Origin of the sequence: Enterobacter sp. WCHEn090032 (assembly GCF_003986875.1) — a bacterium.
Lineage (GTDB): Bacteria > Pseudomonadota > Gammaproteobacteria > Enterobacterales > Enterobacteriaceae > Enterobacter > Enterobacter sichuanensis.
Genome location: NZ_RXRN01000027.1, coordinates 1 through 22857 on the forward strand (window position 1 = coordinate 1; position 22857 = coordinate 22857).

Annotated in this window: 18 protein-coding genes and 1 pseudogene; 7 read left to right on the plus strand and 12 right to left on the minus strand. The window is 54.7% G+C overall.

Annotated elements, in window-relative coordinates; translation table 11 throughout:
• The first annotated feature begins 111 nt into the window (after positions 1 to 111).
• On the plus strand, positions 112 to 927 hold the full coding sequence (locus tag EKN83_RS18780) for a Cof-type HAD-IIB family hydrolase (RefSeq protein ID WP_095440889.1): 816 nt from the start codon (positions 112 to 114) through the stop codon (positions 925 to 927).
• A 148-nt stretch (positions 928 to 1075) separates the two neighbouring features.
• On the plus strand, positions 1076 to 2332 hold the full coding sequence (locus tag EKN83_RS18785) for a DUF1479 domain-containing protein (RefSeq protein ID WP_126801460.1): 1257 nt from the start codon (positions 1076 to 1078) through the stop codon (positions 2330 to 2332).
• Here the strand turns inward: EKN83_RS18785 and EKN83_RS18790 are convergent.
• The gene (locus EKN83_RS18790; protein WP_126801461.1) at positions 2329 to 3402 is read right to left on the minus strand and encodes a LacI family DNA-binding transcriptional regulator; all 1074 of its coding nucleotides are present in this window, start codon (positions 3400 to 3402) and stop codon (positions 2329 to 2331) included. The genes EKN83_RS18785 and EKN83_RS18790 overlap by 4 nt on opposite strands.
• A 288-nt stretch (positions 3403 to 3690) precedes the next feature.
• Between EKN83_RS18790 and EKN83_RS18795 the strand changes: the two genes are divergently transcribed.
• Entirely contained in the window at positions 3691 to 4992 is a 1302-nt protein-coding gene (locus EKN83_RS18795) for an MFS transporter (RefSeq protein WP_025757287.1), read from the plus strand.
• A gap of 17 nt (positions 4993 to 5009) precedes the next feature.
• Positions 5010 to 7373, plus strand: coding sequence for a TIM-barrel domain-containing protein (locus EKN83_RS18800; RefSeq protein WP_126801462.1), 2364 nt, complete (start codon positions 5010 to 5012; stop codon positions 7371 to 7373).
• Between the two features lie 84 nt (positions 7374 to 7457).
• Here EKN83_RS18800 and EKN83_RS18805 read toward each other — a convergent pair whose 3' ends face one another.
• Entirely contained in the window at positions 7458 to 9053 is a 1596-nt protein-coding gene (locus tag EKN83_RS18805; protein ID WP_126801463.1) for an ABC-F family ATPase, read from the minus strand.
• Positions 9054 to 9240: 187 nt separating this feature from the next.
• On the opposite strand from EKN83_RS18805, the gene EKN83_RS23585 reads away from it, so the two are divergent.
• On the plus strand, positions 9241 to 9570 hold the full coding sequence (locus EKN83_RS23585; protein ID WP_260591306.1) for a recombinase family protein: 330 nt from the start codon (positions 9241 to 9243) through the stop codon (positions 9568 to 9570).
• A 327-nt stretch (positions 9571 to 9897) separates the two neighbouring features.
• On the opposite strand, the pseudogene EKN83_RS23700 reads toward EKN83_RS23585, so the two are convergent.
• Positions 9898 to 10436 (minus strand): annotated as a pseudogene (locus tag EKN83_RS23700) (DUF3732 domain-containing protein).
• A gap of 141 nt (positions 10437 to 10577) precedes the next feature.
• Positions 10578 to 10898 carry a hypothetical protein gene (locus EKN83_RS18825; RefSeq protein ID WP_126801465.1) on the minus strand — a complete coding sequence of 107 codons (321 nt, stop codon included), beginning with the start codon at positions 10896 to 10898 and terminating at the stop codon, positions 10578 to 10580.
• A 466-nt stretch (positions 10899 to 11364) separates the two neighbouring features.
• On the opposite strand from EKN83_RS18825, the gene EKN83_RS18830 reads away from it, so the two are divergent.
• The gene (locus EKN83_RS18830; RefSeq protein WP_126801466.1) at positions 11365 to 11679 is read left to right on the plus strand and encodes a hypothetical protein; all 315 of its coding nucleotides are present in this window, start codon (positions 11365 to 11367) and stop codon (positions 11677 to 11679) included.
• Here the strand turns inward: EKN83_RS18830 and EKN83_RS18835 are convergent.
• Positions 11676 to 12470, minus strand: a complete 795-nt coding sequence (locus EKN83_RS18835) for a DUF4225 domain-containing protein (protein ID WP_126801481.1) — start codon at positions 12468 to 12470, stop codon at positions 11676 to 11678. The two genes, EKN83_RS18830 and EKN83_RS18835, sit on opposite strands and share 4 nt — an antisense overlap.
• A gap of 404 nt (positions 12471 to 12874) precedes the next feature.
• Here EKN83_RS18835 and ldtB point away from each other — a divergent pair, with 404 nt between their 5' ends.
• Positions 12875 to 13795 carry a L,D-transpeptidase gene (gene ldtB / locus EKN83_RS18840; protein WP_025757284.1) on the plus strand — a complete coding sequence of 307 codons (921 nt, stop codon included), beginning with the start codon at positions 12875 to 12877 and terminating at the stop codon, positions 13793 to 13795.
• 41 nt (positions 13796 to 13836) lie between these two features.
• Here the strand turns inward: ldtB and EKN83_RS18845 are convergent, their stop codons facing one another.
• The 7 genes from EKN83_RS18845 to EKN83_RS18875 form a co-directional block, all read right to left on the minus strand.
• Positions 13837 to 14553, minus strand: a complete 717-nt coding sequence (locus tag EKN83_RS18845) for a GntR family transcriptional regulator (protein ID WP_045285471.1) — start codon at positions 14551 to 14553, stop codon at positions 13837 to 13839.
• 11 nt (positions 14554 to 14564) lie between these two features.
• Positions 14565 to 15890 carry a PTS sugar transporter subunit IIC gene (locus tag EKN83_RS18850; RefSeq protein ID WP_126801467.1) on the minus strand — a complete coding sequence of 442 codons (1326 nt, stop codon included), beginning with the start codon at positions 15888 to 15890 and terminating at the stop codon, positions 14565 to 14567.
• 51 nt (positions 15891 to 15941) lie between these two features.
• Positions 15942 to 17318 carry a glycoside hydrolase family 1 protein gene (locus EKN83_RS18855; RefSeq protein ID WP_025757282.1) on the minus strand — a complete coding sequence of 459 codons (1377 nt, stop codon included), beginning with the start codon at positions 17316 to 17318 and terminating at the stop codon, positions 15942 to 15944.
• 147 nt (positions 17319 to 17465) lie between these two features.
• Complete coding sequence (locus tag EKN83_RS18860; RefSeq protein ID WP_095450000.1) at positions 17466 to 18506, minus strand: aldo/keto reductase; 1041 nt, start codon at positions 18504 to 18506, stop codon at positions 17466 to 17468.
• A gap of 104 nt (positions 18507 to 18610) precedes the next feature.
• The gene (locus EKN83_RS18865; protein WP_047958087.1) at positions 18611 to 20134 is read right to left on the minus strand and encodes an efflux transporter outer membrane subunit; all 1524 of its coding nucleotides are present in this window, start codon (positions 20132 to 20134) and stop codon (positions 18611 to 18613) included.
• Positions 20134 to 21705, minus strand: a complete 1572-nt coding sequence (locus EKN83_RS18870) for a DHA2 family efflux MFS transporter permease subunit (RefSeq protein ID WP_045285466.1) — start codon at positions 21703 to 21705, stop codon at positions 20134 to 20136. Before EKN83_RS18870 ends, EKN83_RS18865 begins: the two co-directional genes overlap by 1 nt.
• Positions 21702 to 22796 (minus strand): HlyD family secretion protein, encoded by a 1095-nt coding sequence (locus EKN83_RS18875; protein WP_025757278.1) that lies wholly within the window; start codon positions 22794 to 22796, stop codon positions 21702 to 21704. Before EKN83_RS18875 ends, EKN83_RS18870 begins: the two co-directional genes overlap by 4 nt.
• Positions 22797 to 22857: the final 61 nt, after the last annotated feature.

Sequence of the window (22857 nt, forward strand, 5' to 3'; positions counted from 1 at the left end):
CGGCAACCTCGGTTGCCGTTTTGCTTTTACTTTCGAATGAAATTAAATTTGTGCTCCCCGTCACCTTGTTATTAGAATGTTTCAAAACGCAGTGACCCAGGAGCGCAATGTATGACCGTTAAAGTTATCGTCACCGATATGGACGGAACTTTCCTTGATGATGCCAAGCAGTACGATCGGGACCGCTTTCAGGCACAGTTTGAGCAGCTTAAAGCCCGCAATATTGAATTCGTTGTCGCCAGCGGCAACCAGTATTACCAGCTCATCTCCTTCTTCCCGGAGCTGAAAGAGCAGATCTCCTTCGTGGCGGAAAATGGCGCGCTGGTCTTCGATCACGGCGAGCAGATTTTCCACGGCGAGCTGACGCGCCATGAGTCGCAGATCGTCACTGGCGAGTTGCTGAAAGACAAAGGGCTGAACTTTGTGGCCTGCGGTCTTGAAAGTGCGTACGTCAGCGATAAAGCGCCGGAGGCGTTCGTGGCGCTGATGTCAAAGCACTATCACCGCTTAAAGCGCGTCAGCGATTACCATGACATTGACGACGTGCTGTTTAAGTTCTCCCTGAACCTGCCGGACAGCGATATCCCGAATCTTATCGACAAACTGCACGTGTCGCTGGACGGCATCATGAAACCGGTCACCAGCGGCTTTGGTTTTGTGGATTTGATTATCCCTGGCCTGCACAAAGCCAACGGCATCAGCCGACTGCTGAAGCGCTGGGCTATCTCCCCGCAAGAATGTGTGGGTATCGGCGACAGCGGCAACGACGCGGAAATGCTGAAGCTGGTGAAATACTCGTTTGCAATGGGCAACGCGGCCGACAGCATCAAAGACATCTGCCGCTACAGTACCGACGACAATAACCACCAGGGCGCGCTGAACGTGATTCAGGCCGTGCTCGACGCCCACTCCCCGTTCGACGCCTAATCCTTCCCCGCCGGAGCCTCGCTCCGGCTCTCTCCTTCTTTACCATCCTGTGGCACGCGTCAAATTTTTAAACTTGCATTAACTTATTTTTAACTTAAAGTATCACTTGTAGATATTTTTACTTTCGAATGAAAGATGCGAGGCAGTTATGACCTTTACCAGTGAAACCTTACCGGCGGATCACAAAGCGGCAATCCGTCAGTTGAAACGTGAGTTACGCGCACAGATTGGCGACGTGCAGGCGGTGTTCGACAAGCTCAGTGATAAAATCGCCACCCGCGTGGCGGAAATCAACGCCCTGAAAAACAAAGGTGATTCGGTCTGGCCGGTGATCCCGTTTGCGGATGTGAAAAATGGCACCATCACGCCCGCGCAGCGCGACGCCATCAAACGCCGGGGCTGCGCGGTGATTAAAGGTCACTTCCCGCGCGAGCAGGCCCTGGCGTGGGATCAGTCGATGCTCGACTACCTCGATCTCAACCAGTTTGACGAGGTGTATAAAGGACCGGGCGATAACTTCTTCGGCACCCTAACGGCCTCCCGCCCGGAGATATACCCGATCTACTGGTCGCAGGCGCAAATGCAGGCGCGCCAGAGTGAAGAGATGGCGCAGGTGCAGTCGTTCCTGAACCGTCTATGGACATTCGAGAGCAACGGCAAGCAGTGGTTCGACCCGGATGTGAGCGTGATTTATCCGGATCGTATTCGCCGCCGTCCGCCGGGAACCACCTCGAAAGGGCTGGGGGCGCATACCGACTCCGGCGCGCTGGAGCGCTGGCTGCTGCCGGCCTATCAGCAGGTCTTTGCCCGCGTGTTTGACGGCAATGTCGATAAATACGACCCGTGGAACGCCGCGCACCGCACCGAAGTGGAGGAGTACACCGTGGATAACACCACCAAATGCTCCGTGTTCCGCACCTTCCAGGGCTGGACGGCGCTGTCGGATATGATCCCAGGTCAGGGGCTGCTGCACGTGGTGCCCATCCCGGAAGCCATGGCGTACATTCTGCTGCGCCCGCTGCTGGAAGACGTACCGGAGGACGAGCTCTGCGGCGTCGCACCGGGGCGCGTGTTGCCGGTCTCTGAGAAGTGGCACCCGCTGCTTATCGAGGCGTTAAGCAGCATTCCGGCACTGGAGGCGGGTGATTCGGTGTGGTGGCATTGCGATGTGATCCACTCGGTTGCACCGGTTGAGAACCAGCAGGGCTGGGGCAACGTGATGTACATCCCTGCCGCGCCGATGTGCGAGAAGAACCTCGCCTATGCGAAAAAGGTCCGGGAAGCGCTGGAAACCGGCGCGTCACCGGGTGACTTCCCGCGTGAAGATTATGAAAAGACCTGGCAGGACCGTTTTACCGTGGCCGACCTGAATATCCACGGCAAGCGCGCGCTGGGCATGGTTTAACTGTCGTACAGCCCTTCCCGCTCCACGGCGGTGCGTCGTTTCCCCTGACGTATCCGCCGGACCGATTCCCGTACGGTCAGAGTGCCGTTAAGCAGCAAGGTTCCCACCGGCGCGTCCGGGCGCATCAGCCGCTGCTGGAGCATATGCACCGCTTCCGTTCCCAGCTCGTCGCGCGGCACATGCACCGCCGTTAACGGCACATCCTGAATGGCTGCCAGATTAAAGCCGTCAATGCTCATCACCGAGATGTCCTGCGGCACGCGCAACCCTTGTTTTTGCAGCGCACTGATGGTGCCCGCGGCCATAAAGTCGCCACCGACCAGAAACGCCGTCGGCAGATCGTTGCCCTGCACCTGACTCAGCCAGTCACTGACCATCTGTTCCGTTTCGCGCGCGCTGAAACTCGGTACCACCAGCAGATCGCGTTTGTCGTTGAACGTCAGGTTGTGGGATTGCCACGCATCGCGGATGCCGGAGAGGCGCAGTTCCATGGTGTAGCGACGCAGGCAGAGCACGTTCATCACTTCGCGGTGCCCCATCTCAAACAGATACTCCGCCGCCCGCTCGCCAATCGCCCGATGATCCGGCGCCACGGCCGGCAGGCGCATATGGCGATCGCGACAGTTAATCAGCATGCAGGGTTTACCGACATCCACCGCCAGATCGTGGATATGCGGATCGTCAATCCCGAGAAGAATGGCGGCCTGGGTGTCCGGCTCGTTCATGCGCGCCAGAAAAAGCTGGGCGTCGCTGTCGTTCTCCTCCAGCGCACAGTAGCGCAGGCGCACATCGTGGGAAGCCAGGCCTTTGCTCACGCTCTGGATCACGCGGTAGTAAAAGATGTCAGACCGCTCGTCAAACGCCCGCTGCGGGGCGAACACCACCAGGCTGTTCAGCAGCAAACGCCCCGCCGCCATCCCGTCCAGCACCCCCAGCTCGCGGGCGCATTCCAGCACCTTCGCCCGCGCTTTTTCGCTGGTATTGGCCTTCCCCGCCAGCACCCGCGAAACGGTGCTGATCGAGAGCTGGGTACGGGCGGCAATTTCGGTGATTTTTAGCCTTTTGTCCATTTTGTGATCTGGCTCCATTTGCGAAATGACAAAATTTTCATAGCGTGTCTGTCAGGTCATTACTGATACGCACGCCATCATGCCAAATGATTAAGCTCAGTTATGAGAATTTTTGCACAAAATCCACTACTGCCCACTCATTTTCTCCCTTAAGGTGAACCTGTCACACAACTTCCATACTAGTTGTATAGCAACTTAAGCATTCTAAACGGATAGAAATCAAAGGCATAAAAAACTGTGTGACACCTGAACCTCCGTCCCCTTAGCGTCCGTCTTGTGGAGAGTAAAATGAGTCAGGACATCAATAACACCGTTGCGGCAAGCAAAACCCGTCGCGTCATTAAAAACCTGCGCTGGTACGTACTGGTGCTGTTCTTACTGGGCGTCACCGTTAACTACATCACCCGAAATTCGTTAGGTATTCTCGCGCCGGAGCTGAAAGAGAGCCTCGGGATCACCACCGAGCAGTACTCCTGGATCGTCGGGGCTTTCCAGATCGCCTACACCATTTTCCAGCCCCTGTGCGGCTGGCTGATTGACGTCATCGGCCTGAAGATTGGTTTTATGGTCTGCGCCGGTATTTGGGCGCTGATGTGTATTTTCCACGCGGGGGCCGGAAGCTGGCTGCATCTCGCTATTCTGCGCTTCTTTATGGGGGCCTCTGAAGCGGCCGCCACGCCGGCAAACGCCAAAACGATTGGCGAATGGTTCCCGAAATCAGAGCGTCCTGTCGCCGCCGGTTGGGCGGGTGTAGGCTTCTCCATCGGCGCGATGCTGGCCCCGCCTATCATCTACTTTGCGCACGCCTCGTTCGGCTGGCAGGGAGCGTTTATGTTCACCGGCGTGCTGGCGCTGCTGTGGGTGATCCTGTGGTGGGCGTTCTACCACAACCCGGAGCAGCACCCGAACCTGAGCAAAGACGAGCTGGCGTTTATCAAGCAGGATAACGAACCGCCTGCGGTGAAGCTGCCGTTCCTGACCGCGCTGAAAACCGTCTCTAAGAACAAACGTTTTTACGGTATCGCCATCCCGGCCTTTATGGCAGAGCCGGCCTGGGCAGTGCTGAGCTTCTGGGTGCCGCTGTATCTCGCCAAAGAGCACGGCATGGACCTGAAACAGATTGCGATGTTTGCCTGGCTGCCGTTCCTCGCCGCTGACCTTGGCAGCGTGGCGAGCGGCTACCTGACGCGTCTGTACACCCGCCTGTTCGGCTGCTCCCGCGTGAACTCGGTCGTGGCAAGCTCCGTGACCGGCGCGTTCCTGATGATCTCTCTGGCCATCGTGGCCATCACCCGCGACCCGTATATCACCATCGTGCTGATCTCCATCGGCGGCTTCGGGCACCAGATCATCTCCTGCATGCTGAGCGCCCTGGTCGTGGAGTCGTTTGATAAAGGTCAGATGGCGACCGTCAACGGCATGCGCGGCTCGGCGGCGTGGATCGCCAGCTTCCTGTTCTCGCTGTTAATCGGAGTGACCGCCGACAAAATCGGCTTTAACCCGCTCTTTATTGCCATGGGCTTCTTTGACCTGATTGGCGCTCTCTTCCTGGTAGCATTTATTGCTGAACGTCGCGCCAAGCGCGCCTGATAGTGGATGTATTGCATATGAAAACCCTGAAAAACTGGACCGTCGATAAGCAGTCGGCAAACCATCTGGAACTGCTGGTGGATAATCAGCACCGCCTGTGCCTGTATGTGCTGGAAGAGAACCTGTTCCGCGTGCTGATTAAGCGTAAAGGCGAACTGGCGCTCGACCGTACCTGGAGCATCGCGCCGGAGAAAGACGTACCGTGGGAAGGCCGCCGTCGCGACGATCTCAGCGGCTTCACCTGCCCGGCCTGGACGCTGACGCAGCAGGACGACACGTTAACCGTGGCGACCGATCGGCTGCGCGTGACCGTCCACCAGCCGCTGTGGCTGGAGTGGCACTACCGCAATGACGAGGGCGCGTGGCAGCCGCTGGTCAACGACCGTCCGACCAGTGCCTACCTGCTGAATGCCCACGGCGACGGGGTGGCGCACTACCTGAGCCGCCGCAAGGACGAGCGTTTTTACGGTCTGGGTGAGAAAGCGGGCGATCTGCAGCGTAACGGTAAACGCTATGAGATGCGTAACCTCGATGCGATGGGCTACAACGCCGCCAGCACCGACCCGCTGTATAAGCATATTCCGTTCACTCTCACCCGCCGTGACGACGTGAGCTACGGCCTGTTCTATGACAACCTGAGCAGCTGCTGGCTGGACCTGGGTAACGAGATCGACAACTACCACACCGCCTATCGCCGCTGGCAGGCGGAAGCGGGCGATATTGATTACTACCTCTTTACCGGCAAACGGGTACTGGACGTCACCAAAGCCTTCGTGCGCCTGACCGGGAAAACGTTATTCGGGCCGAAATGGAGCCTGGGCTACAGCGGCTCAACCATGCACTACACCGACGCGCCGGACGCGCAGAATCAGCTGATGAACTTTATTCGCCTGTGTGAAGAGCACGCCATCCCGTGCGACTCGTTCCAGCTCTCCTCGGGCTATACCTCGATCAACGGCAAGCGCTACGTCTTTAACTGGAACCATGACAAAGTGCCGCAGCCGAAGGTGATGACCCAGGCGTTCCACGACGCAGGGCTGAAACTTGCGGCAAACATCAAGCCGTGCCTGCTGCAGGACCATCCGCGCTATAGCGAAGTGGCGGAGAGCGGCCTGTTCATTCGCGATTCAGAAACCGATGCACCCGAACGCTCCAGCTTCTGGGATGACGAAGGATCGCATCTCGACTTTACCAATCCGCAGACGGTGCAGTGGTGGCAGAACGGCGTCACCACGCAGTTGCTGGAGATGGGCATTGATTCCACCTGGAACGACAACAACGAATATGAAGTGTGGGATGGAGAAGCCCGCTGCCACGGCTTTGGCAAGGAGATCGCCATCAAGCATATTCGCCCGGTGATGCCGCTGCTGATGATGCGCGCCTCGCTGGAAGCGCAGCAGCGCTTTGCCCCGGAAAAGCGTCCGTATCTGATCTCCCGCTCCGGCTGCGCCGGGATGCAGCGCTACGTTCAGACCTGGAGCGGGGATAACCGCACCAGCTGGGAGACCCTGCGCTATAACATCCGCATGGGGCTGGGGATGAGCCTGTCCGGATTGTTTAACGTCGGCCACGACGTGGGCGGTTTCTCCGGCGACAAACCGGACGCCGAGCTGTTTGTTCGCTGGGTGCAGAACGGGGTGATGCACCCGCGCTTCACCATTCACTCGTGGAACGATGACCACACGGTGAACGAGCCGTGGATGTACCCGGGCGTGACCCCTGCCATTCGCGCGGCCATTGAACTGCGCTATCGCCTGCTGCCGTATCTCTACACCCTGCTCTGGCAGGCACACGCAGACGATGAACCGATGCTGCGCCCAACCTTCCTCGACCACGAGCACGACGCGCAGACTTTCGAAGAGTGTGATGACTTCCTGCTGGGCCGCGACGTGCTGGTCGCAAGCGTCGTCGAAGCCGGTCAGCGTGCACGCCGTCTCTGGCTGCCGGATAACGAAACCGGCTGGTACGATTTTTATACCCATGAGTGGTATGCGGGCGGGCAGTGGATCGTCCTCGACGCGCCGCTGGAAAAACTGCCGCTGCTGGTGCGCGCCGGTGCCGGTCTGCCGCTCAGCGAACGTATTACGCATGTGTCTGCTGAAAAGGACGACGCCCGCGAACTGAAGCTGTTCCCGGTGAAAGGTGTCGGCGCCAGCGCTGGCCTGCTGTTTGAAGACGACGGTGAAAGCTGGGGCTACCAGAACGGCAATGCGCTGTGGGTGGAATGGGAAATGGTGTGCGACGGGGCAACCATCGACCTGAAGGTCAACGCGCGCGGGGATTACCGTCCGGCGTGGAAAGCCCTGAAGGTGTCGTTACCGGCGGGGGAAAAACGCAAATTGCGCGTGAATGGGGTTGAAGGGAGCGAGTGGGTGCTCTGAACATTGCCGGGTGGCGGCTTCGCCTGACCCGGCCTACAAACTAACCCGTAGGCCCGGTAAGCGTAGCGCCACCGGGCAAGGTTTTTAGCTTTCGATACCTTTGCTGCGCAGATAATCTTCGTAGTTACCGGTGAAGTCCACCACGCGCTCTGGCGTAATTTCGATCACGCGGGTCGCCAGCGAGCTGACGAATTCGCGGTCGTGAGAGACGAAGATCAGGGTGCCCTGATACATCTCCAGCGCCATGTTCAGCGACTCGATCGATTCCATATCCAGGTGGTTGGTCGGTTCGTCCATCACCAGAATGTTGGGTTTTTCCATCATCAGCTTGCCGAACAGCATGCGGCCCTTCTCGCCACCGGAGAGCACTTTAGCCGGCTTCTTGATGTCGTCCTGGCTGAACAGCAGACGCCCGAGAATGCTGCGCACCGCCTGCTCGTCGTCGCCTTCCTGCTTCCACTGGCTCATCCAGTCAAAGACGGTCAGATCGTTTTCGAACTCATACTCATGATCCTGCGCGTAGTAACCGATTTGCGCGTTTTCAGACCATTTCACGGTGCCGTTGTCCGGCTGCAGTTCGCCCACCAGGGTTTTCAGCATGGTGGATTTACCCACACCGTTCGCCCCCAGAATGGCAATCTTCTCGCCCACTTCCAGCAGCAGGTTGAAGTTTTTGAACAGCGGACCTTCATCGAAGCCTTTGGTAAGGGCTTCCACTTCCAGCGCGTTACGGAACAGTTTCTTGTCCTGCTCGAAGCGGATGAACGGGTTCTGACGGCTGGAGGCTTTAACCTCTTCCAGCTTGATTTTGTCAATCTGACGCGCGCGCGAGGTGGCCTGACGCGATTTAGAAGCGTTGGCACTGAAGCGGCTAACGAAGGACTGCAGGTCTGCAATCTGCGCTTTTTTCTTGGCGTTGTCCGCCAGCAGACGTTCACGCGCCTGGGTGGCCGCCGTCATGTATTCGTCGTAGTTGCCCGGATACACGCGCAGCTCGCCGTAGTCCAGATCCGCCATGTGCGTACAGACCATGTTCAGGAAGTGACGGTCGTGCGAGATGATGATCATCGTGCTGTCGCGATCGTTCAGCGTCTGCTCCAGCCAGCGAATGGTGTCGATGTCCAGGTTGTTCGTTGGTTCGTCGAGCAGCAGAATGTCCGGGTTTGAGAACAGCGCCTGCGCCAGCAGCACGCGCAGCTTCCAGCCTGGCGCAACTTCGCTCATCGGGCCGTAGTGTTGTTCTACCGGAATACCCACGCCCAGCAACAGCTCGCCCGCACGGGCTTCCGCGGAGTAACCGTCCATTTCGCCGTACTGCGTTTCCAGATCGGCCACTTTATAACCGTCTTCTTCGCTCATCTCGGCCAGCGCATAGATACGATCGCGCTCCTGCTTCACTTCCCACAGCTCCGCGTGCCCCATGATCACCGTGTCGAGCACGGTGAATTCTTCAAAGGCGAACTGATCCTGACGCAGCTTACCGATACGCTCGTTAGGGTCGAGCGAAACGTTGCCCAGCGTCGGCTCCAGGTCACCGCCGAGGATCTTCATAAAGGTGGATTTACCGCTACCGTTGGCACCAATCAGGCCGTAACGGTTGCCGCCGCCAAATTTGACGGAAATGTTTTCGAACAGCGGCTTACTGCCAAACTGCATAGTGATATTGTTGCAAAGAAGCAAAATTGATACTCTCTTGTAAGTTACTGAGGTGTATATGAAACAAAACGGAAAAGCATACTCTTACATAAGGTTTTCATCAAAGAAGCAGGAACAAGGCGACTCTGTAAGGCGCCAAATCGAACTTGCAGAATAGTATGCACATGCTAATAGTCTAATTCTATCAGATAAGAACTTCCAAGATCTCGGAATCTCAGCATTCAAAGAGGGAAACAGGCCTTCGCTTGGAGATATGCTCGAAGCAATTGAGAATGGTCAAATTGAGCAAGGCTCGACTATCATCATTGAATCGCTGGATCGTCTGAGCCGTCGAGGTATCGACGTAACCCAACAAATCATTAAGTCAATTCTGCAAAACAACGTCTTCATCGCTTCGTTGGTCGATGGCTTGTGTGAATCTGTCAACGACCTCGTAAGTGTCATCAGGATAGCTCTAGCAGCTGATCTGGCGCCTAAAGAATTGGAGAAAAGTCTCAGCGTTTACGTGAGACGAAAGGACAGCAACGTCAACGTGCTTTAAATGGTGAAATAATCAACAAAGTTCTCCCTTTCTGGTTAGAACGAAAGCAAGATAAGTTTGTTTTTAGTGAAAAGCTTGACACCGTCAAACGGATTATCGATTTGCGTCGAAAAGGATATGGGACACATAAAATAGCTAAAATCTTAAATAACGATGGCTATGAGCTTGTTGAATATAACAATGAATGCTACCCCATTAATAATAGCGATTCCCGCTAGCAGTCTTTATTTAAAAACACATCAAGATCGACCTCTAAAAAAATAATCAAATGAAAGATTTTAATCTAATATAACATTAATAGAGCCCCCCCAACTATTGAAATAAATTTTATATTAGCTTCTCACCATTTTCTTTCCACTTTTTTCTAACTAAAGATTCAAAATCAATATCTTGAAGTTCTAATTTATCTGCATGTTCTAAGATTATAATTTGAGGCATACACCCCATTTTCTTATTGATATGACCCAGAAGAGTAACAATAGTATTAAATATATTCTCCACTTTTTTGACATCTGAGTCTTTTTTTTTCCATCATAAAACCCTGATGGAAAATAAACCTGACTCGGTTGATCTAAAAAAAGGAATGTTGGAATGCACGATTTTTTCTCTGTGGACAGAATATATAAAATAGATAGAAATAAAGACAAGTGACATGCAAGCCAATTAGCTCCGCTCCCCATTTCATGAAGCCTAATTTTTTGCTCACCAAGCTTATGATAAAAATCAAAAGATTCTAACGAAAAATAAAGATTTGCAGGTTTCAATTCTTGTTCAAAATCGAGTTGGTTACAAATCTGAGTCATTATATTATTTAATCTCTTTTCATATTTTGCATATTTTTCTGAGAGATTATAGGTTGTGATGATATAATATTGAGTTTATCAATAAGAGTAAGTATCTCCTTTTCACATACGCTCATAAATTTATCATGATATTTCTTAATGGCTTTAGTAGGGATAACTTTCTTTAAACGCTCAATTTTTACATTCGCAGATAATTCATTCCATTTATAAAAAATAGACATCTTCTTTGATGTCTGAAGTCGTTAATAACTCAAATCGAGTAAAATTATCGTAAACAGAATCTTCCGACATTAAATTATATAGTGTCTTCCAAAAATCTTTATGTGTATCATTAAGCCAAGTCTTTGAAGAATGATGCTTTACTTCAGTGCTCGTTCCATTATGAGCAACATCACCAAAACACTCAATCCAGATAACATCGTTTTCTTTTCCACTCAAACATCGTTCTAAAGCTATAAACTTTTGGTAATCAAAACCCAAAATGTTTGAAGTCGCATTATTTGATACTCCTGACATGCCTGACATGATTACCTCCCTGAAATGTCTAGAACAAAGCAATTATAATGTTCTAACACAATAGCTTCTATGCACACTTTTTAAAACTGTATACACATACAGAGTGGTAATGATTTCAAAAGGGAATAGGTTGAAAGTGACGTGAGTTAATAATCATTTTGAAATAGTTAGTGAGTCAATAATATGATTTTATTGGCTTTTCTGCTTGCTGCTTAACGCATGCAACTTTAGTAAAAACTGTGCTGTTTCATCATCGAACGGAATGGGGATGTATGCCATTAAAAAAAGTGATCAATTTAAATTATAACACTTGATAAAATACCGCTTAGTTACCACTTCCACAGCTTGGTTTAGACATGTCTAAGGGATTGTGGATTCTCCAATCCGGGATAAGGACTAAAGCTGGTATGCTTTAAATTTCATAAGTATAATCAGCCTCTGTTAAGAGCACTTTATGACCAAACGGAGTGACAGAATGGGCATTACAGAAGATTCTTTGTTGAAATCGGGATTTACTAACAAAGAAATACAGGTTTTAAAAAACAACATTGAAAGTTTTGGAGGAGATTTTGATGAGGTAGTACATGACCTGGCTAAAAGGTTTAATATCCTGATTTGCATATTGTTTTTCTTTTTACTATCATTGATAGTTTTAGCTGCTTATTCCAGTACAGGCAAGTTAATATCAGGAAGTATTGGCTTATTAATAACATCAATGTTCTTGATCTTTATACAACCGCCAGTAATTTCATATAAATCCTGGCGGTTTTGTAGGAAAAATAGGAGTTAGTCTGTATTGATAAGATCGAAAATCACCTTAGCTTTGATTCCGTAGCCAACGATTTTCATAGTCAGCTTTGGTTTGCTCATAACTGTAATCTTCCGATAGTAATCGTTTGGAATATAACGAAAAAGCCTCCATGCTTCTGCTTTCCTCGACAAGCCAAAAATAGTGTAAACACTTGCGCTAAGCGAAATAGCTTTGTAAGCAGCGAGCCCTGATTCAGGTTTGAAGCCCATAAAACTGGCTGTTTCCATTATACCATCAGCGAAAATACCTTCCGATTTTGATTGTTGTCCATGCAATATTTTATCGACTTCTTTTGTTATACCATTTGCACCATCTACTACTAGTATCGCTCCCGCTAATATCCCTATTGGTGTTCCGGTCGTCATCATTATTGCGCCACCAATAGCAGCCATCCCTGATATAACAATATTCACAGCTGAGATAACATAACCAACTATTTTATTGTTTTCCCTGATGAATTCGACTTTCGCATAAAGCTGCGCAGCTCTGGTTCTTAACAGGCGATCTTGTTCACGTAAATTGTCACTTTCTGCACGGAGATTCTTGATACAAGCCATACACTCTTCATCAGTTTTAGCAAATCGTGCTGCTGCAAATTCCTTTTCTACGATCTGCTTTATCTCTTCGACAAACTTGATTCGTGTAAGACCATCATGCAAATAGAATGCAGATAGTTGGTTGGCTGTTTCAACTAGCTTACGAGCCTCAAGATTCACCATCGTATCTGACCAAGCCCTGTTTCTCCCCTTGTTGAGTAATGCTATGTCCATAAAGTATCCCTCAGGCTTTGTCATCGCTACGCTTTCAATAAGCTCATTTTTGGTCATTTTACGTGCAATGCAGCGAAGAGCAATAGTAATGTATGTGTTATGAGTTCATCAGGGAGGTAAGAAAGATAAAGAAAACAATTAGTTACTTTGAAACTATATCGTGACGTTGCTGGTAACTAACACGGGGAGATTCCTGCGAAAAGTGTGATAAACACGGCATTATGCCACAATTCCGAATTGAGATCCCGTGTTGCGACGCTCCGCTAAACTTTAACAAAATCGAAAAAAATGTGATTTCGTACACATCTGAATTCCCTGTTAGCGGGAATGCACATATAATGCGCTCCCATCACAGATTCAGACTTATCAACTCACGCCTGAATGGCTTAGATACCTCGCACAACATGAACATGAAATTAACAACGCTTTTTGCGGCGGCGTTAGCCGTAGTAGGTTTTTGCAAAACCGCTTCTGCGGTGACTTATCCGCTGCCGACAGACGGTAGCCGTCTGGTGGGTCAAAACCAGGTAGTGACGGTGCCTGAGGGTAACACTCAGCCGCTGGAGTATTTTGCGGCGCAGTACCAGCTGGGCCTGTCTAACATGCTGGAAGCGAACCCGGGCGTTGACCCGTATCTGCCAAAAGCCGGGACCGTGCTTAACATTCCTCAGCAGTTGATCCTGCCGGATACCGTTCATGAAGGTATCGTCATCAACAGCGCGGAAATGCGTCTGTATTACTACCCGAAAGGCACCAACACCGTGATTGTGCTGCCAATCGGTATCGGCCAGTTGGGCAAAGACACCCCGCTGAACTGGACCACCAAAGTTGAGCGTAAGAAAGCAGGCCCAACCTGGACCCCAACGGCGAAAATGCACGCGGAATACATCGCAGCAGGCGAGCCGCTGCCAGCCGTGGTTCCGGCAGGCCCGGATAACCCGATGGGTCTGTACGCGCTGTACATTGGCCGTCTGTATGCTATTCACGGTACTAATGCCAACTTCGGTATCGGCCTGCGCGTGAGCCACGGCTGCGTACGTCTGCGTAACGACGACATCAAATTCCTGTTCGAAAACGTACCTGTCGGGACGCGTGTGCAGTTCATCAACGAACCGGTGAAAGCCACGTCTGAGCCAGACGGTAGCCGTTACATCGAAGTGCACAACCCGCTGTCCACCAGCGAAGATCAGATCAACAATAACGAAATCGTACCGATTACGCTGAACAGCGCGGTGCAGGCGGTGACCTCTCAGCCTGACGTCGAGACGACGATTGTTGACCAGGCGGTGCAGAACCGCTCCGGTATGCCGGTGCGTTTGAACTAATCGCCAAAAAGAAAAAAGCGGGCTTCGATGCCCGCTTTTTTTTACCCGTTATTGACGATCACAATCCCGCCGTGGTCGTATCGGTAGTGGCAGTGGGCATACTCCAGCGGCGTGCCATCTTCCAGATAGATCACCTGCTCCACCTCCAGCACCGGGTCGCTCTCCTCGCAGACCAGATGCTGCATGTCCAGCGCATTCGGCTTTAATGCCCGCACTACCCGGTACGACCCCATAATCTTCAGCCCCAGCGTCTCCTGGATATAGCGAAACACCGAGCTTTCAAGATGGCTTTTATTCAGGCCGGGCACCAGATTGAGCGGCATCACCGTGGCGTCCAGCGACATCGGCTCACCGTTGAGCAGACGCAGGCGAATGAAATCATAGACGGGCGTATCGGCGTTGATCATCAGCGAAGCCTGCTCTTTCTCGTTCGGAAAACGCAGTTCAAAATGCACCACCTGGCTGGTCACCGTACCCAGATGCTCCCAGGTTTTGGTCGCGCCAAAGTAGTCGCTGCCGGAGAGATCCCACTGCGACAGCTGCAGAAAATTCTTGCGGATGAACGTCCCCTGCCCCTGGCGGGTATACACCAGCCCTTCGACAATCAGCTGACGCATGGCCTGCTGAATGGTCATCCGGCTGGTATTGAACTCCGCGGCCAGCGCAAACTGGTCCGGCAGCGGTTCATTGGCGGCGTACTGCTGGCTGATGATGCGTTTCTTGATTTCCCGCGCTATGGTGATGTACTTCGCCGCCATCGTCCTTCCTTTCAGTTAGTTTCTATCCCGCTGTTTTTTAACGCCACTCTCTCGGCAATCTTGAGGAAAGGCAGGTAGAAGAATACACCAAATACGATGATTGCCAACTGCACCACCACCGCCCGCCAGTCCCCCGCCGTCGCCAGCCAGGCGCTCAGGATCGGCGGTGTCGTCCAGGGGATCATCACCACGCAGCGCGACATCAACCCCAGGGTCGTACAGAGCCAGGCAAAATAGATGCCGATGGCGGGCAACAGCACAAACGGGATCATCAGCGGCAGGTTAAAGACAATCGGCAGCCCAAAAATCACCGGCTCGTTGATATTGAACAGACCCGGCGCCAGCGACAGACGCGCCACCTGCTTCGCCGACTGTTGCCGCGAGAAGATAAAGATGGCGATCAGCAGCGAGATCGTGCTGCCGGTTCCGCCCACCATGCCAAACGTCGGCACGAAGATGTTGTTGATGATGTGCGGGATCGGCTGACCGTTGGCGAAGGCCAGCATGTTCTCATTGGTGTTGATCAGCAGGAACGGTTCAAGCACCACGCTGTTCACCACCGACTGATGGATCCCCAGCGTAAACAGAAAATTACCAAAGCTGTAGATGAAAATCGTTCCCGGCAGGCTGGTGTTGATGAGCCGCAGCGGCTGCTGGATAAAGGTGGTGATCAGATGAATCAGATCCGTGTGCAGCACGTTTGCCAGCAGGGCTGCCAGGATAGCAAACAGCGAGAGCGTCAGGATGGTCGGGATCAGCGCGGTAAAGGATTTGCTCACCGCCGGCGGCACGTTTTCCCCAAGCGAAATGTGCAACGCCTTCAGCCGCGAGATAGCGATAAACAGCTCCGTCGACAGCAGACCAATCAACACGCCAGCGAAAATCCCGGTCGAGCCGATATTGGCGAAGGTCAACACCTGGGTGACGTTTACCGTGGTCTCACTGCCGACGGGCGTGATCTGTAAGCGCATCGGCATCATGATGATAAAGCTGCTGACGGCGATAACCACTGCCGAGACCGGATTGTCGAAATCCTTGTTGCGTGCCAGCGACCAGGCAATCATCGGCGCCAGCAGCAGCGCGGCGATGTTCAGCGTGCCGTTGATGATCGCCTCGCCCCACACTTTAAAGTGGGTAAGCGTGTCGCCTTCCAGGATCCACGGAAACACCACGTTGTTCACCAGCACCGCCAGTCCGGCGAGGATGAAAATCGGCATCACCGTGGCGAAGGCGTCGCGCAGGGAGCGCAGGTGCACCTGGTTTGCCAGGCGCGCCGAGAACTCAACAAATTTATCGACAAAGGACTGCATATGCGGTGTGATTTTTGTTTCAGACATAGCGGATAGTTCCCATCAATCAGTCACAAAAACGGCCCGGCAGCGTACGGCTTACATCTCGCGTCCGTTGGTATGGATAACCTGTTTTAACCACGCGTAGCTCTTTTTCGGCACGCGTTTCAGGTCTTTCAGGTCGTGGTTTTCACGGTTGACATAGACCACCCCGTAGCGCTTACGCATATCGCCCTGGGAGCTGAGAATGTCGATCAAACCCCAGCCGAGGTAGCCCATCACCTCTGCACCATCCTCAAATATCGCGGCTTTCATCGCCTCAATATGCGCCCGGTGATAGTCGATGCGGTAGGTATCCTCGATGGGGTTGACGCCATCCCAGGACTCAATCACGCCAATGCCGTTTTCAATCGGGAACACCGGCATGCGCCAGTCGTTGGCGTAGCGGGTAATGATGGTGCGAAAACCGAGCGGGTCGATCTGCCAGTTCCACTCGGTGGCTTTCAGGTACGGGTTATTTTTCTCGCCGTGCAGCAGGTAATAGTTGACCGGCGTGCCCTCCGGGATCGCATCGCTGTCCAGCGTTTTACTGGCGTAATAGCTGAAGGCCATAAAGTCGTTTTTGGTGCGCGCCAGTAGCGCTAAATCCTCGGCGCGGTAGAGATCGCCAAACCCTTCCTGCTCCACCACCGCCATGACCGCCGGGCTGTAGCCCTGACCGGCAAAAACACGCAGCAGGTTCTGATTGAGGAATTCGTCGTACTGCTGGGCGCAGAAGATATCGCGCGGTTTGCAGGTGGCCGGGTAGATCAGCTGGTGCGCCAGCATGCCGCCCATCAGCTGGCCCGGTTTGGTCTGGTGCAGATACTCGGTCAGCGCCATGTGCGCCACCATCGTATGGTGCTGCAGTTCGTACAGCTCGCGCAGGTTTTTTTCCCCTTTCATGTAGCCGGAAATGCGAAACGCTTCCGGCATATGGAAGATGTTCTGCTCGTTGAAGGTCAGCCAGTACTTCACCCGGTCGCCGAAGCAGTCGATCATCTTTTTACCGTAGCGGATAAAGGCGTCCATTACCCGGCGGTCATTGAAGCCGTTGTATTCCTGCGCCAGCGCCAGCGGCATATCGAAGTGGTAGAGGCAGATCATCGGCTCAATACCGCGAGCGATCAGGTCGTTGATAAAGCGGTCGTAGAAGGCAATACCCTCGTCGTTGAACGCACCGTCCCCCTGCGGGCAGACCCGGCTCCAGGAGATCTGGAAGCGGTAGCAGTTCATCCCCAGATCCTGCATCAGGTCGAAATCTTCCCGGTAGCGGTGGTAGGAGTCGGTCGCCACCTTCCAGTCAGAGATGTTCTCCCCGGCTTCTCGAATGTCGTAGACCGACATTCCCTTTCCGCCCTCATTCCATGCCCCTTCCGTCTGCATGCTGGATACCGAGTTGCCCCATAAAAAGTTGGCTGGCAGCTGATTGTTCATGGTTTCTCCCTATATGACTAGTCATTTAAATTTCATGACTAGTCATATAGACGAAGAGGTAAAAGCGATCAAAGAGGAGGATCGTTTTTTGTGAGCAAGGCGGGAAAAAAGCCCCGGTAAGCGAAGCGCCTACCGGGGAAAGGAAGGTTATTGTTGTGCGAGCTGATTACGGCGATATTCCCCCTGCCGCTCCAGCATCCAGCCGGGATATTCCCGCGGCAGCGCGCTGACCGCATCAAGCTGTTTAAGCTCGTCTTCGCTTAAGCGGATCCCGGTGGCGGCAATGTTGTCATCCAGCTGTTCGACGCGTTTGGCACCAATGATCACACTGGTGACGGCTTTTTGATGCAGCAGCCACGCCAGTGCGATTTGCGCGACGGAGACACCCTTGCTTTCGGCGATAGTGCGCATCACGTCCACGCAGTCGAAGGCGCGATCTTTATTCACCGGCGGGAAGTCGAACTCCAGACGACGACCCCCGGCTTCACTTTGCCCGTCGCGGCCATATTTTCCGCTCAGCAGGCCACCCGCCAGCGGGCTCCAGACCATCAGCCCGACGCCTTCGCTCTGCATCATCGGCACCAGCTCGCGCTCCAGATCGCGTCCGGCGATGGTGTAATACGCCTGGAGCGATGCGAAACGCGCAAGGCCGAGACGTTCAGAAATACCGAGCGCTTTGGCAATCTGCCATGCCGCCCAGTTCGAGACGCCGATGTAGCGCACGTGGCCGTGCTGCACCAGGTTATCCAGCGCGTACAGCGTCTCTTCAATCGGCGTGGCCGGGTCGAAACCGTGAAGCTGGTAGAGATCGATATGATCGAGCTGCAGACGGCGCAGGCTCTCCTTCACGCTGCTGATAATGTGGTAGCGCGAGCTGCCGCGCGAGTTCACCCCTGCCGTCCCCGTTTCGCCGAATACTTTGGTAGCCACCACTACGTTTTCGCGCGGGATTTTCAGGTTTTTCAGCGCCTGGCCGGTGATCGCCTCCGAGCGCCCTTCCGAGTAAACGTCCGCGGTGTCGATAAAGTTGATCCCGGCATCCAGCGCGCGGCCCACCAACTGCTCGGCCTCATTTTGCTGCAGCTGGCCAATCTTGCCCCACATGCCGCCTTCACCGCCAAACGTCATGGTGCCGAGGCAGAGTTCAGAAACAAACAGACCGGTGTTGCCCAGTTTTTGATAACGCATATGTCATTCCTCGCATGTCGATTGGGTACCCGATAGTTATACCCTCCTCTCAGCCATCGCGAATGTGGCGTTCCTGTCCGTTTCTTGCCCAATCCTCTGAAAATTTATCCGCGCGGGGCATCGCCAAAGACGGTGTAGTCCGGTAATTGCACCTGCTGATACGGCTCCCAGCCGCCGCCGAGCGCCTTGTAGAGCGCCACCAGGTCAAGGGCGCTTTGCACCTGCGCCTGGGCGCGCTGCTGCTGGGCCTGCGCCAGCTGTCGCTGGGCGTCCAGCACGTCGATAAAGCTGGCGATCCCCTGCCGGTAGCTGTCGCTCGCCAGGTCAAAGGCGTTTTGCAGCGCGTCGATGGTTTTCGCCAGGCCCGCTTCACGCTGCTGATCGGTACGGTAGCTCACCAGCGCATTCTCCACATCCCCGAGCGCGGTCAGCACCGTCTGGCGATAGTCCAGCACCGCCGCCCCCTGCTGCGCGCGCGCCAGTTTCACGCTGGAGACCAGCCGTCCGCCCTGGAAGATGGGAATCGACACCTGCGGACCAAAACTGTAGAAATGGCTGCTCCAGTCGGTCAGCCAGTTGGTTTCGCTGTTTCGCAGGCCAAACTGCCCGGAAAGGGTAAAGCTCGGGAACAGCTGGGCCACCGAGACGCCGATTTGCGCCGTGGCGGCATGAAGATTCGCTTCCGCTTCACGCACGTCCGGGCGGCGTCGCGCCAGCGTCGACGGAATGCCCGTTTGTACGATATCCGGCAGGGCCGGCATCGGCTGCGCGGATTGTAGTTCTGCATCCAGCGCGCCCGGCGGCTTACCAAGCAGGATCGCCAGACCGTTCATCGCCTGGCGCTCCTGCGCCTGATACTGCGGCAGCTGTGCTTCAAGATTGCCCAGCTGCGCCCGGGCGTTTTCGACATCCATCTGCGGTGACAGCCCGCCGCGCTGGCGGCTTTCGGTGAGATCCAGCGTCTGTTGCGCGCTTTTAATCTGCGTGTTCAGGGTGGCGATAATGCTCTGCGCCCCGCGCAGCTGCAGCCATGCGCGGGCCACTTCCGCTTCCAGCGACACCAGCGCGTCGTTACGCTGTTCAATAGCCGCCTTCTGCTGCGCTTGCGCCGCCTCGACCTGCCTGCGCACCTTGCCCCACAGGTCGATTTCCCACTGGGCGTCGAAGCTGCCCTGATAGAGGTTGATCGGCTGCGTCAGCGGTCCTAACGCGCCCCGCAGCTCAGGATCGACATTATCCAGCTGGTCATACACGCCGTGGGATTTCAGCTCCCCTTCCAGCCCGAGCTGCTGGCGCGTCGCCTGCAGATTACCGTTCACTGACGGGTAAAACGCCCCGCCCGCCTGGTTAATCTGTTCACGCGCTCCCGCGATGCGCAGCACCGTTTGCTGCAGCGTCAGGTTTCCGGCGATGGCGCGTTCAACCAGGCTGTCGAGCTGCGGGGAGCCGAAGGTTTTCCACCAGCGCGGGTTGGTCGCGGCGGAGGTGGTTTGCGATTTCACCGCGCTGTCGCCTTTATCGTTCCAGTGCGTCACGGCAGGCGGCGCGGGCGGCTGATAATCCGGCCCGACGGCGCAGCCGGCCAGCAGCATCATTATCATCAGGGGGTGTAAACGTCTGTGTATCATCAGTGTGCTCCTGCACTCCCCTCGCTCTTAACCGGCGAGAGCAACAAACAAAACGGAATCAGTAACAAGGCCACCGCGCTCAGAAGGGTGAAGACATCGATGTAGGCCAGGAAGCGCGACTGCTCAATCATGGTCTGGTACAGGCGTCCGGTGGCAATCCCGGTGGGATCCCCCACCTGGGTGGTGAAATTCTGGATCGCCTGGGCGCTCTCGCGTATCGCCTGCTGGAACTGCTCGTTAAACGGCGAGGCGTGGTACGCCAGATGCGCGCTGTGCGCCTGTGAGCGTTCGGTGATGGCCGCCGTCGACAGCGAGATCCCAACCGAGCCCGCAACGTTACGGAACATGGTAAACAGCGCCGCCGCATCGGCGTTCAGCCGTCGTGGGATCGAAATAAAGGCAATGGTGGTCAGCGGAACAAACAGGAACCCCAGCCCCAGCGACTGGGCGCTGCGGAACAGCACCAGCGTTTCGAAGTCGATATCCGGAGTGAGCGTGCGAGACCAGAAGAACGACACCGCCAGACAGGTAAAGCCAAAGGCAATAATCCAGCGCGTCTGCACCACCGGCATTAGCTTAAGCACCAGCGGGATGGTCAACACAATCAACACCGCGCCAGGGGACAGCACCAGCCCGGACCAGGTGGCGGTGTAGCCCAAATCCTGCTGCGCCAGCTGCGGGATCACCACCGAGCTACCGTAGAGGATCATCGCCATCCCCGCCATCAACAGGCTTGAGACGGCGAAGTTGCGGTCCTTCATGCAGTGCAGATCCACCACCGGTTTTTTGGCATACATCAGCCAGTAAATGGCGCCGATAATGCCGATCAGGGTCAACACCGCGAAGGTGCGAATAAAGTGGGAGTAGAACCAGTCCTCGTCTTCGCCCCTGTCGAGCATCACCTGCAGGCAGCCGAGGCCGAGCGCGATCAGGCCGATCCCCGTCCAGTCGATGGTCAGTTTCTCTTTCGATTTGCTCTCCCAGGGCGGATCTTCCAGCAGCTGGTAGATCGCCAGTACCGTGACAATCCCCACCGGGATATTGATAAAGAAGACCCAGCGCCAGGAGTAGTTATCCGTGATCCAGCCCCCCAGCGTCGGGCCGAGTACCGGAGCAACGATAATCGCAATGGACGAGAGCCCAAACGCTTTGCCCCGATCCTCGGGCTTGAAGTAGTCGAGCAGTACCGACTGCTGGGTAGGCTGCAGGCCGCCGCCAAAGAAGCCCTGCATCACGCGAAACAGAATGATCTGCCACAGCTCGGTGGCAATCCCGCACAGGAACGAACAGACCGTAAACATCACGATGCAGATCAGGAAGAACTGCTTACGACCAAACACCCGGCTCAGAAACGCCGAGATGGGCAGCACAATGCCGTTCGCGACCAGATAGCTGGTTAACACCCAGGTGGATTCGTCGTAGCTGGAGGAGAGCGACCCCGCCACGTGGGGCAGCGCCACGTTGACGATGGTGGTGTCGAGGATCTCCATAAACACCGCCAGGGTGACGACAATCGCCACCGCCCACGGATTACTGGCGGGTTTCCAGTTGTCGTGGCTGTGATCCGTCATTCCACCGTCACCTTCGGAGCCACCGACAGCCCCAGCGGCAGCGGTTTGTTCGGATCGAGCCCCTTATCAATCACGATTTTCACCGGCACGCGCTGCACAATTTTGACAAAGTTACCGGTGGCATTTTCTGCCGGGAAGGCGGAGAAACGCGAGCCGCTCCCCTGTTGGATACTGTCGACATGCCCCTCAAGTTCCATATCCGGCCATGCATCCACGGAGACGGTGACCTTATCACCCGGCTTCATCCGCTCAAGCTGCGACTCTTTGAAGTTCGCTACGACCCACACATTTGGGGAAACCAGTGAGAACAGTGCCGTCCCCGCCTGCACCAGCGTACCGGGCTGCACGTTGCGTTTGGTGACAAACCCGTCGAACGGGGCGCGGACTTCGGTATAGGAGAGGTTCAGGTTTGCCGTTTCCAGCTGCGCTTTAGCCTGCTCGACCTGACGCTCGCGCGCTTCAACGTTGGTTTCCTGCTGGCGGATTTGCAGCTGTACCTGCTCTGCCACTTCCAGCTGCGCCTGGGCGCTGGCCAGACCCGCCTGGGCGCTGCGCAGCTGCGCATTCGCGGAATCAATACTTTGCTGGGTGGTCGCACGCGGGTCGACGCCGCGCTGGCGGCGATACTCTGCCTGCGCGTTCGCCAGATCGGCCTGCGCTTTCAGCACCTGCGCTCTGGCCTCATCACGCTGGGCGGGATACTGCACTCTGGAGAGCGCCAGCTGCGCCTGGGCCTGATGCAGCTGCGCGATAGCCAGCCCAAGCTGGGCCTGAGCCTGATCGCGCTGTGCGGTGGTATCCCGCGGATCGATAACCACCAGCAGATCGCCCTTTTTCACGCGCTGGTTATCGCGCACGCGCAGCTCGGTGACATAGCCTGCCGTTTTGGGGGCAATCGTCACCACGTCGCCGTCGGTGAAGGCGTCGTCGGTTGTCTCTTCGTTACGGGTTAAAAACCACCAGACCAGCGCCACAACGACCATGATCACCACGACAATGCCGAGGATGATTAACGGTTTTTTGCCCGGACGCTTACGCTCATTATTGTTTTTGTCCTGCTCGTCAGCAGGCGGATTTTGATCTTCAGCCATAGGTCAGCAACAGTCCTGTCAGTGAGCGGCATCACACTATGCCGTTCACTAAAGCTAGGAC

What these genes read in the sequence shown, in the direction of transcription:
- EKN83_RS18780 (WP_095440889.1), top strand. Translation starts at nt 112, where the DNA reads ATGACCGTTAAAGTTATCGTCACCGATATGGACGGAACTTTCCTTGAT.
- EKN83_RS18785 (WP_126801460.1), top strand. Translation starts at nt 1,076, where the DNA reads ATGACCTTTACCAGTGAAACCTTACCGGCGGATCACAAAGCGGCAATC.
- EKN83_RS18790 (WP_126801461.1), bottom strand. Translation starts at nt 3,402, where the DNA reads ATGGACAAAAGGCTAAAAATCACCGAAATTGCCGCCCGTACCCAGCTC.
- EKN83_RS18795 (WP_025757287.1), top strand. Translation starts at nt 3,691, where the DNA reads ATGAGTCAGGACATCAATAACACCGTTGCGGCAAGCAAAACCCGTCGC.
- EKN83_RS18800 (WP_126801462.1), top strand. Translation starts at nt 5,010, where the DNA reads ATGAAAACCCTGAAAAACTGGACCGTCGATAAGCAGTCGGCAAACCAT.
- EKN83_RS18825 (WP_126801465.1), bottom strand. Translation starts at nt 10,898, where the DNA reads ATGTCAGGCATGTCAGGAGTATCAAATAATGCGACTTCAAACATTTTG.
- EKN83_RS18830 (WP_126801466.1), top strand. Translation starts at nt 11,365, where the DNA reads ATGGGCATTACAGAAGATTCTTTGTTGAAATCGGGATTTACTAACAAA.
- EKN83_RS18835 (WP_126801481.1), bottom strand. Translation starts at nt 12,470, where the DNA reads ATGGACATAGCATTACTCAACAAGGGGAGAAACAGGGCTTGGTCAGAT.
- ldtB (WP_025757284.1), top strand. Translation starts at nt 12,875, where the DNA reads ATGAACATGAAATTAACAACGCTTTTTGCGGCGGCGTTAGCCGTAGTA.
- EKN83_RS18845 (WP_045285471.1), bottom strand. Translation starts at nt 14,553, where the DNA reads ATGGCGGCGAAGTACATCACCATAGCGCGGGAAATCAAGAAACGCATC.
- EKN83_RS18850 (WP_126801467.1), bottom strand. Translation starts at nt 15,890, where the DNA reads ATGTCTGAAACAAAAATCACACCGCATATGCAGTCCTTTGTCGATAAA.
- EKN83_RS18855 (WP_025757282.1), bottom strand. Translation starts at nt 17,318, where the DNA reads ATGAACAATCAGCTGCCAGCCAACTTTTTATGGGGCAACTCGGTATCC.
- EKN83_RS18860 (WP_095450000.1), bottom strand. Translation starts at nt 18,506, where the DNA reads ATGCGTTATCAAAAACTGGGCAACACCGGTCTGTTTGTTTCTGAACTC.
- EKN83_RS18865 (WP_047958087.1), bottom strand. Translation starts at nt 20,134, where the DNA reads ATGATACACAGACGTTTACACCCCCTGATGATAATGATGCTGCTGGCC.
- EKN83_RS18870 (WP_045285466.1), bottom strand. Translation starts at nt 21,705, where the DNA reads ATGACGGATCACAGCCACGACAACTGGAAACCCGCCAGTAATCCGTGG.
- EKN83_RS18875 (WP_025757278.1), bottom strand. Translation starts at nt 22,796, where the DNA reads ATGGCTGAAGATCAAAATCCGCCTGCTGACGAGCAGGACAAAAACAAT.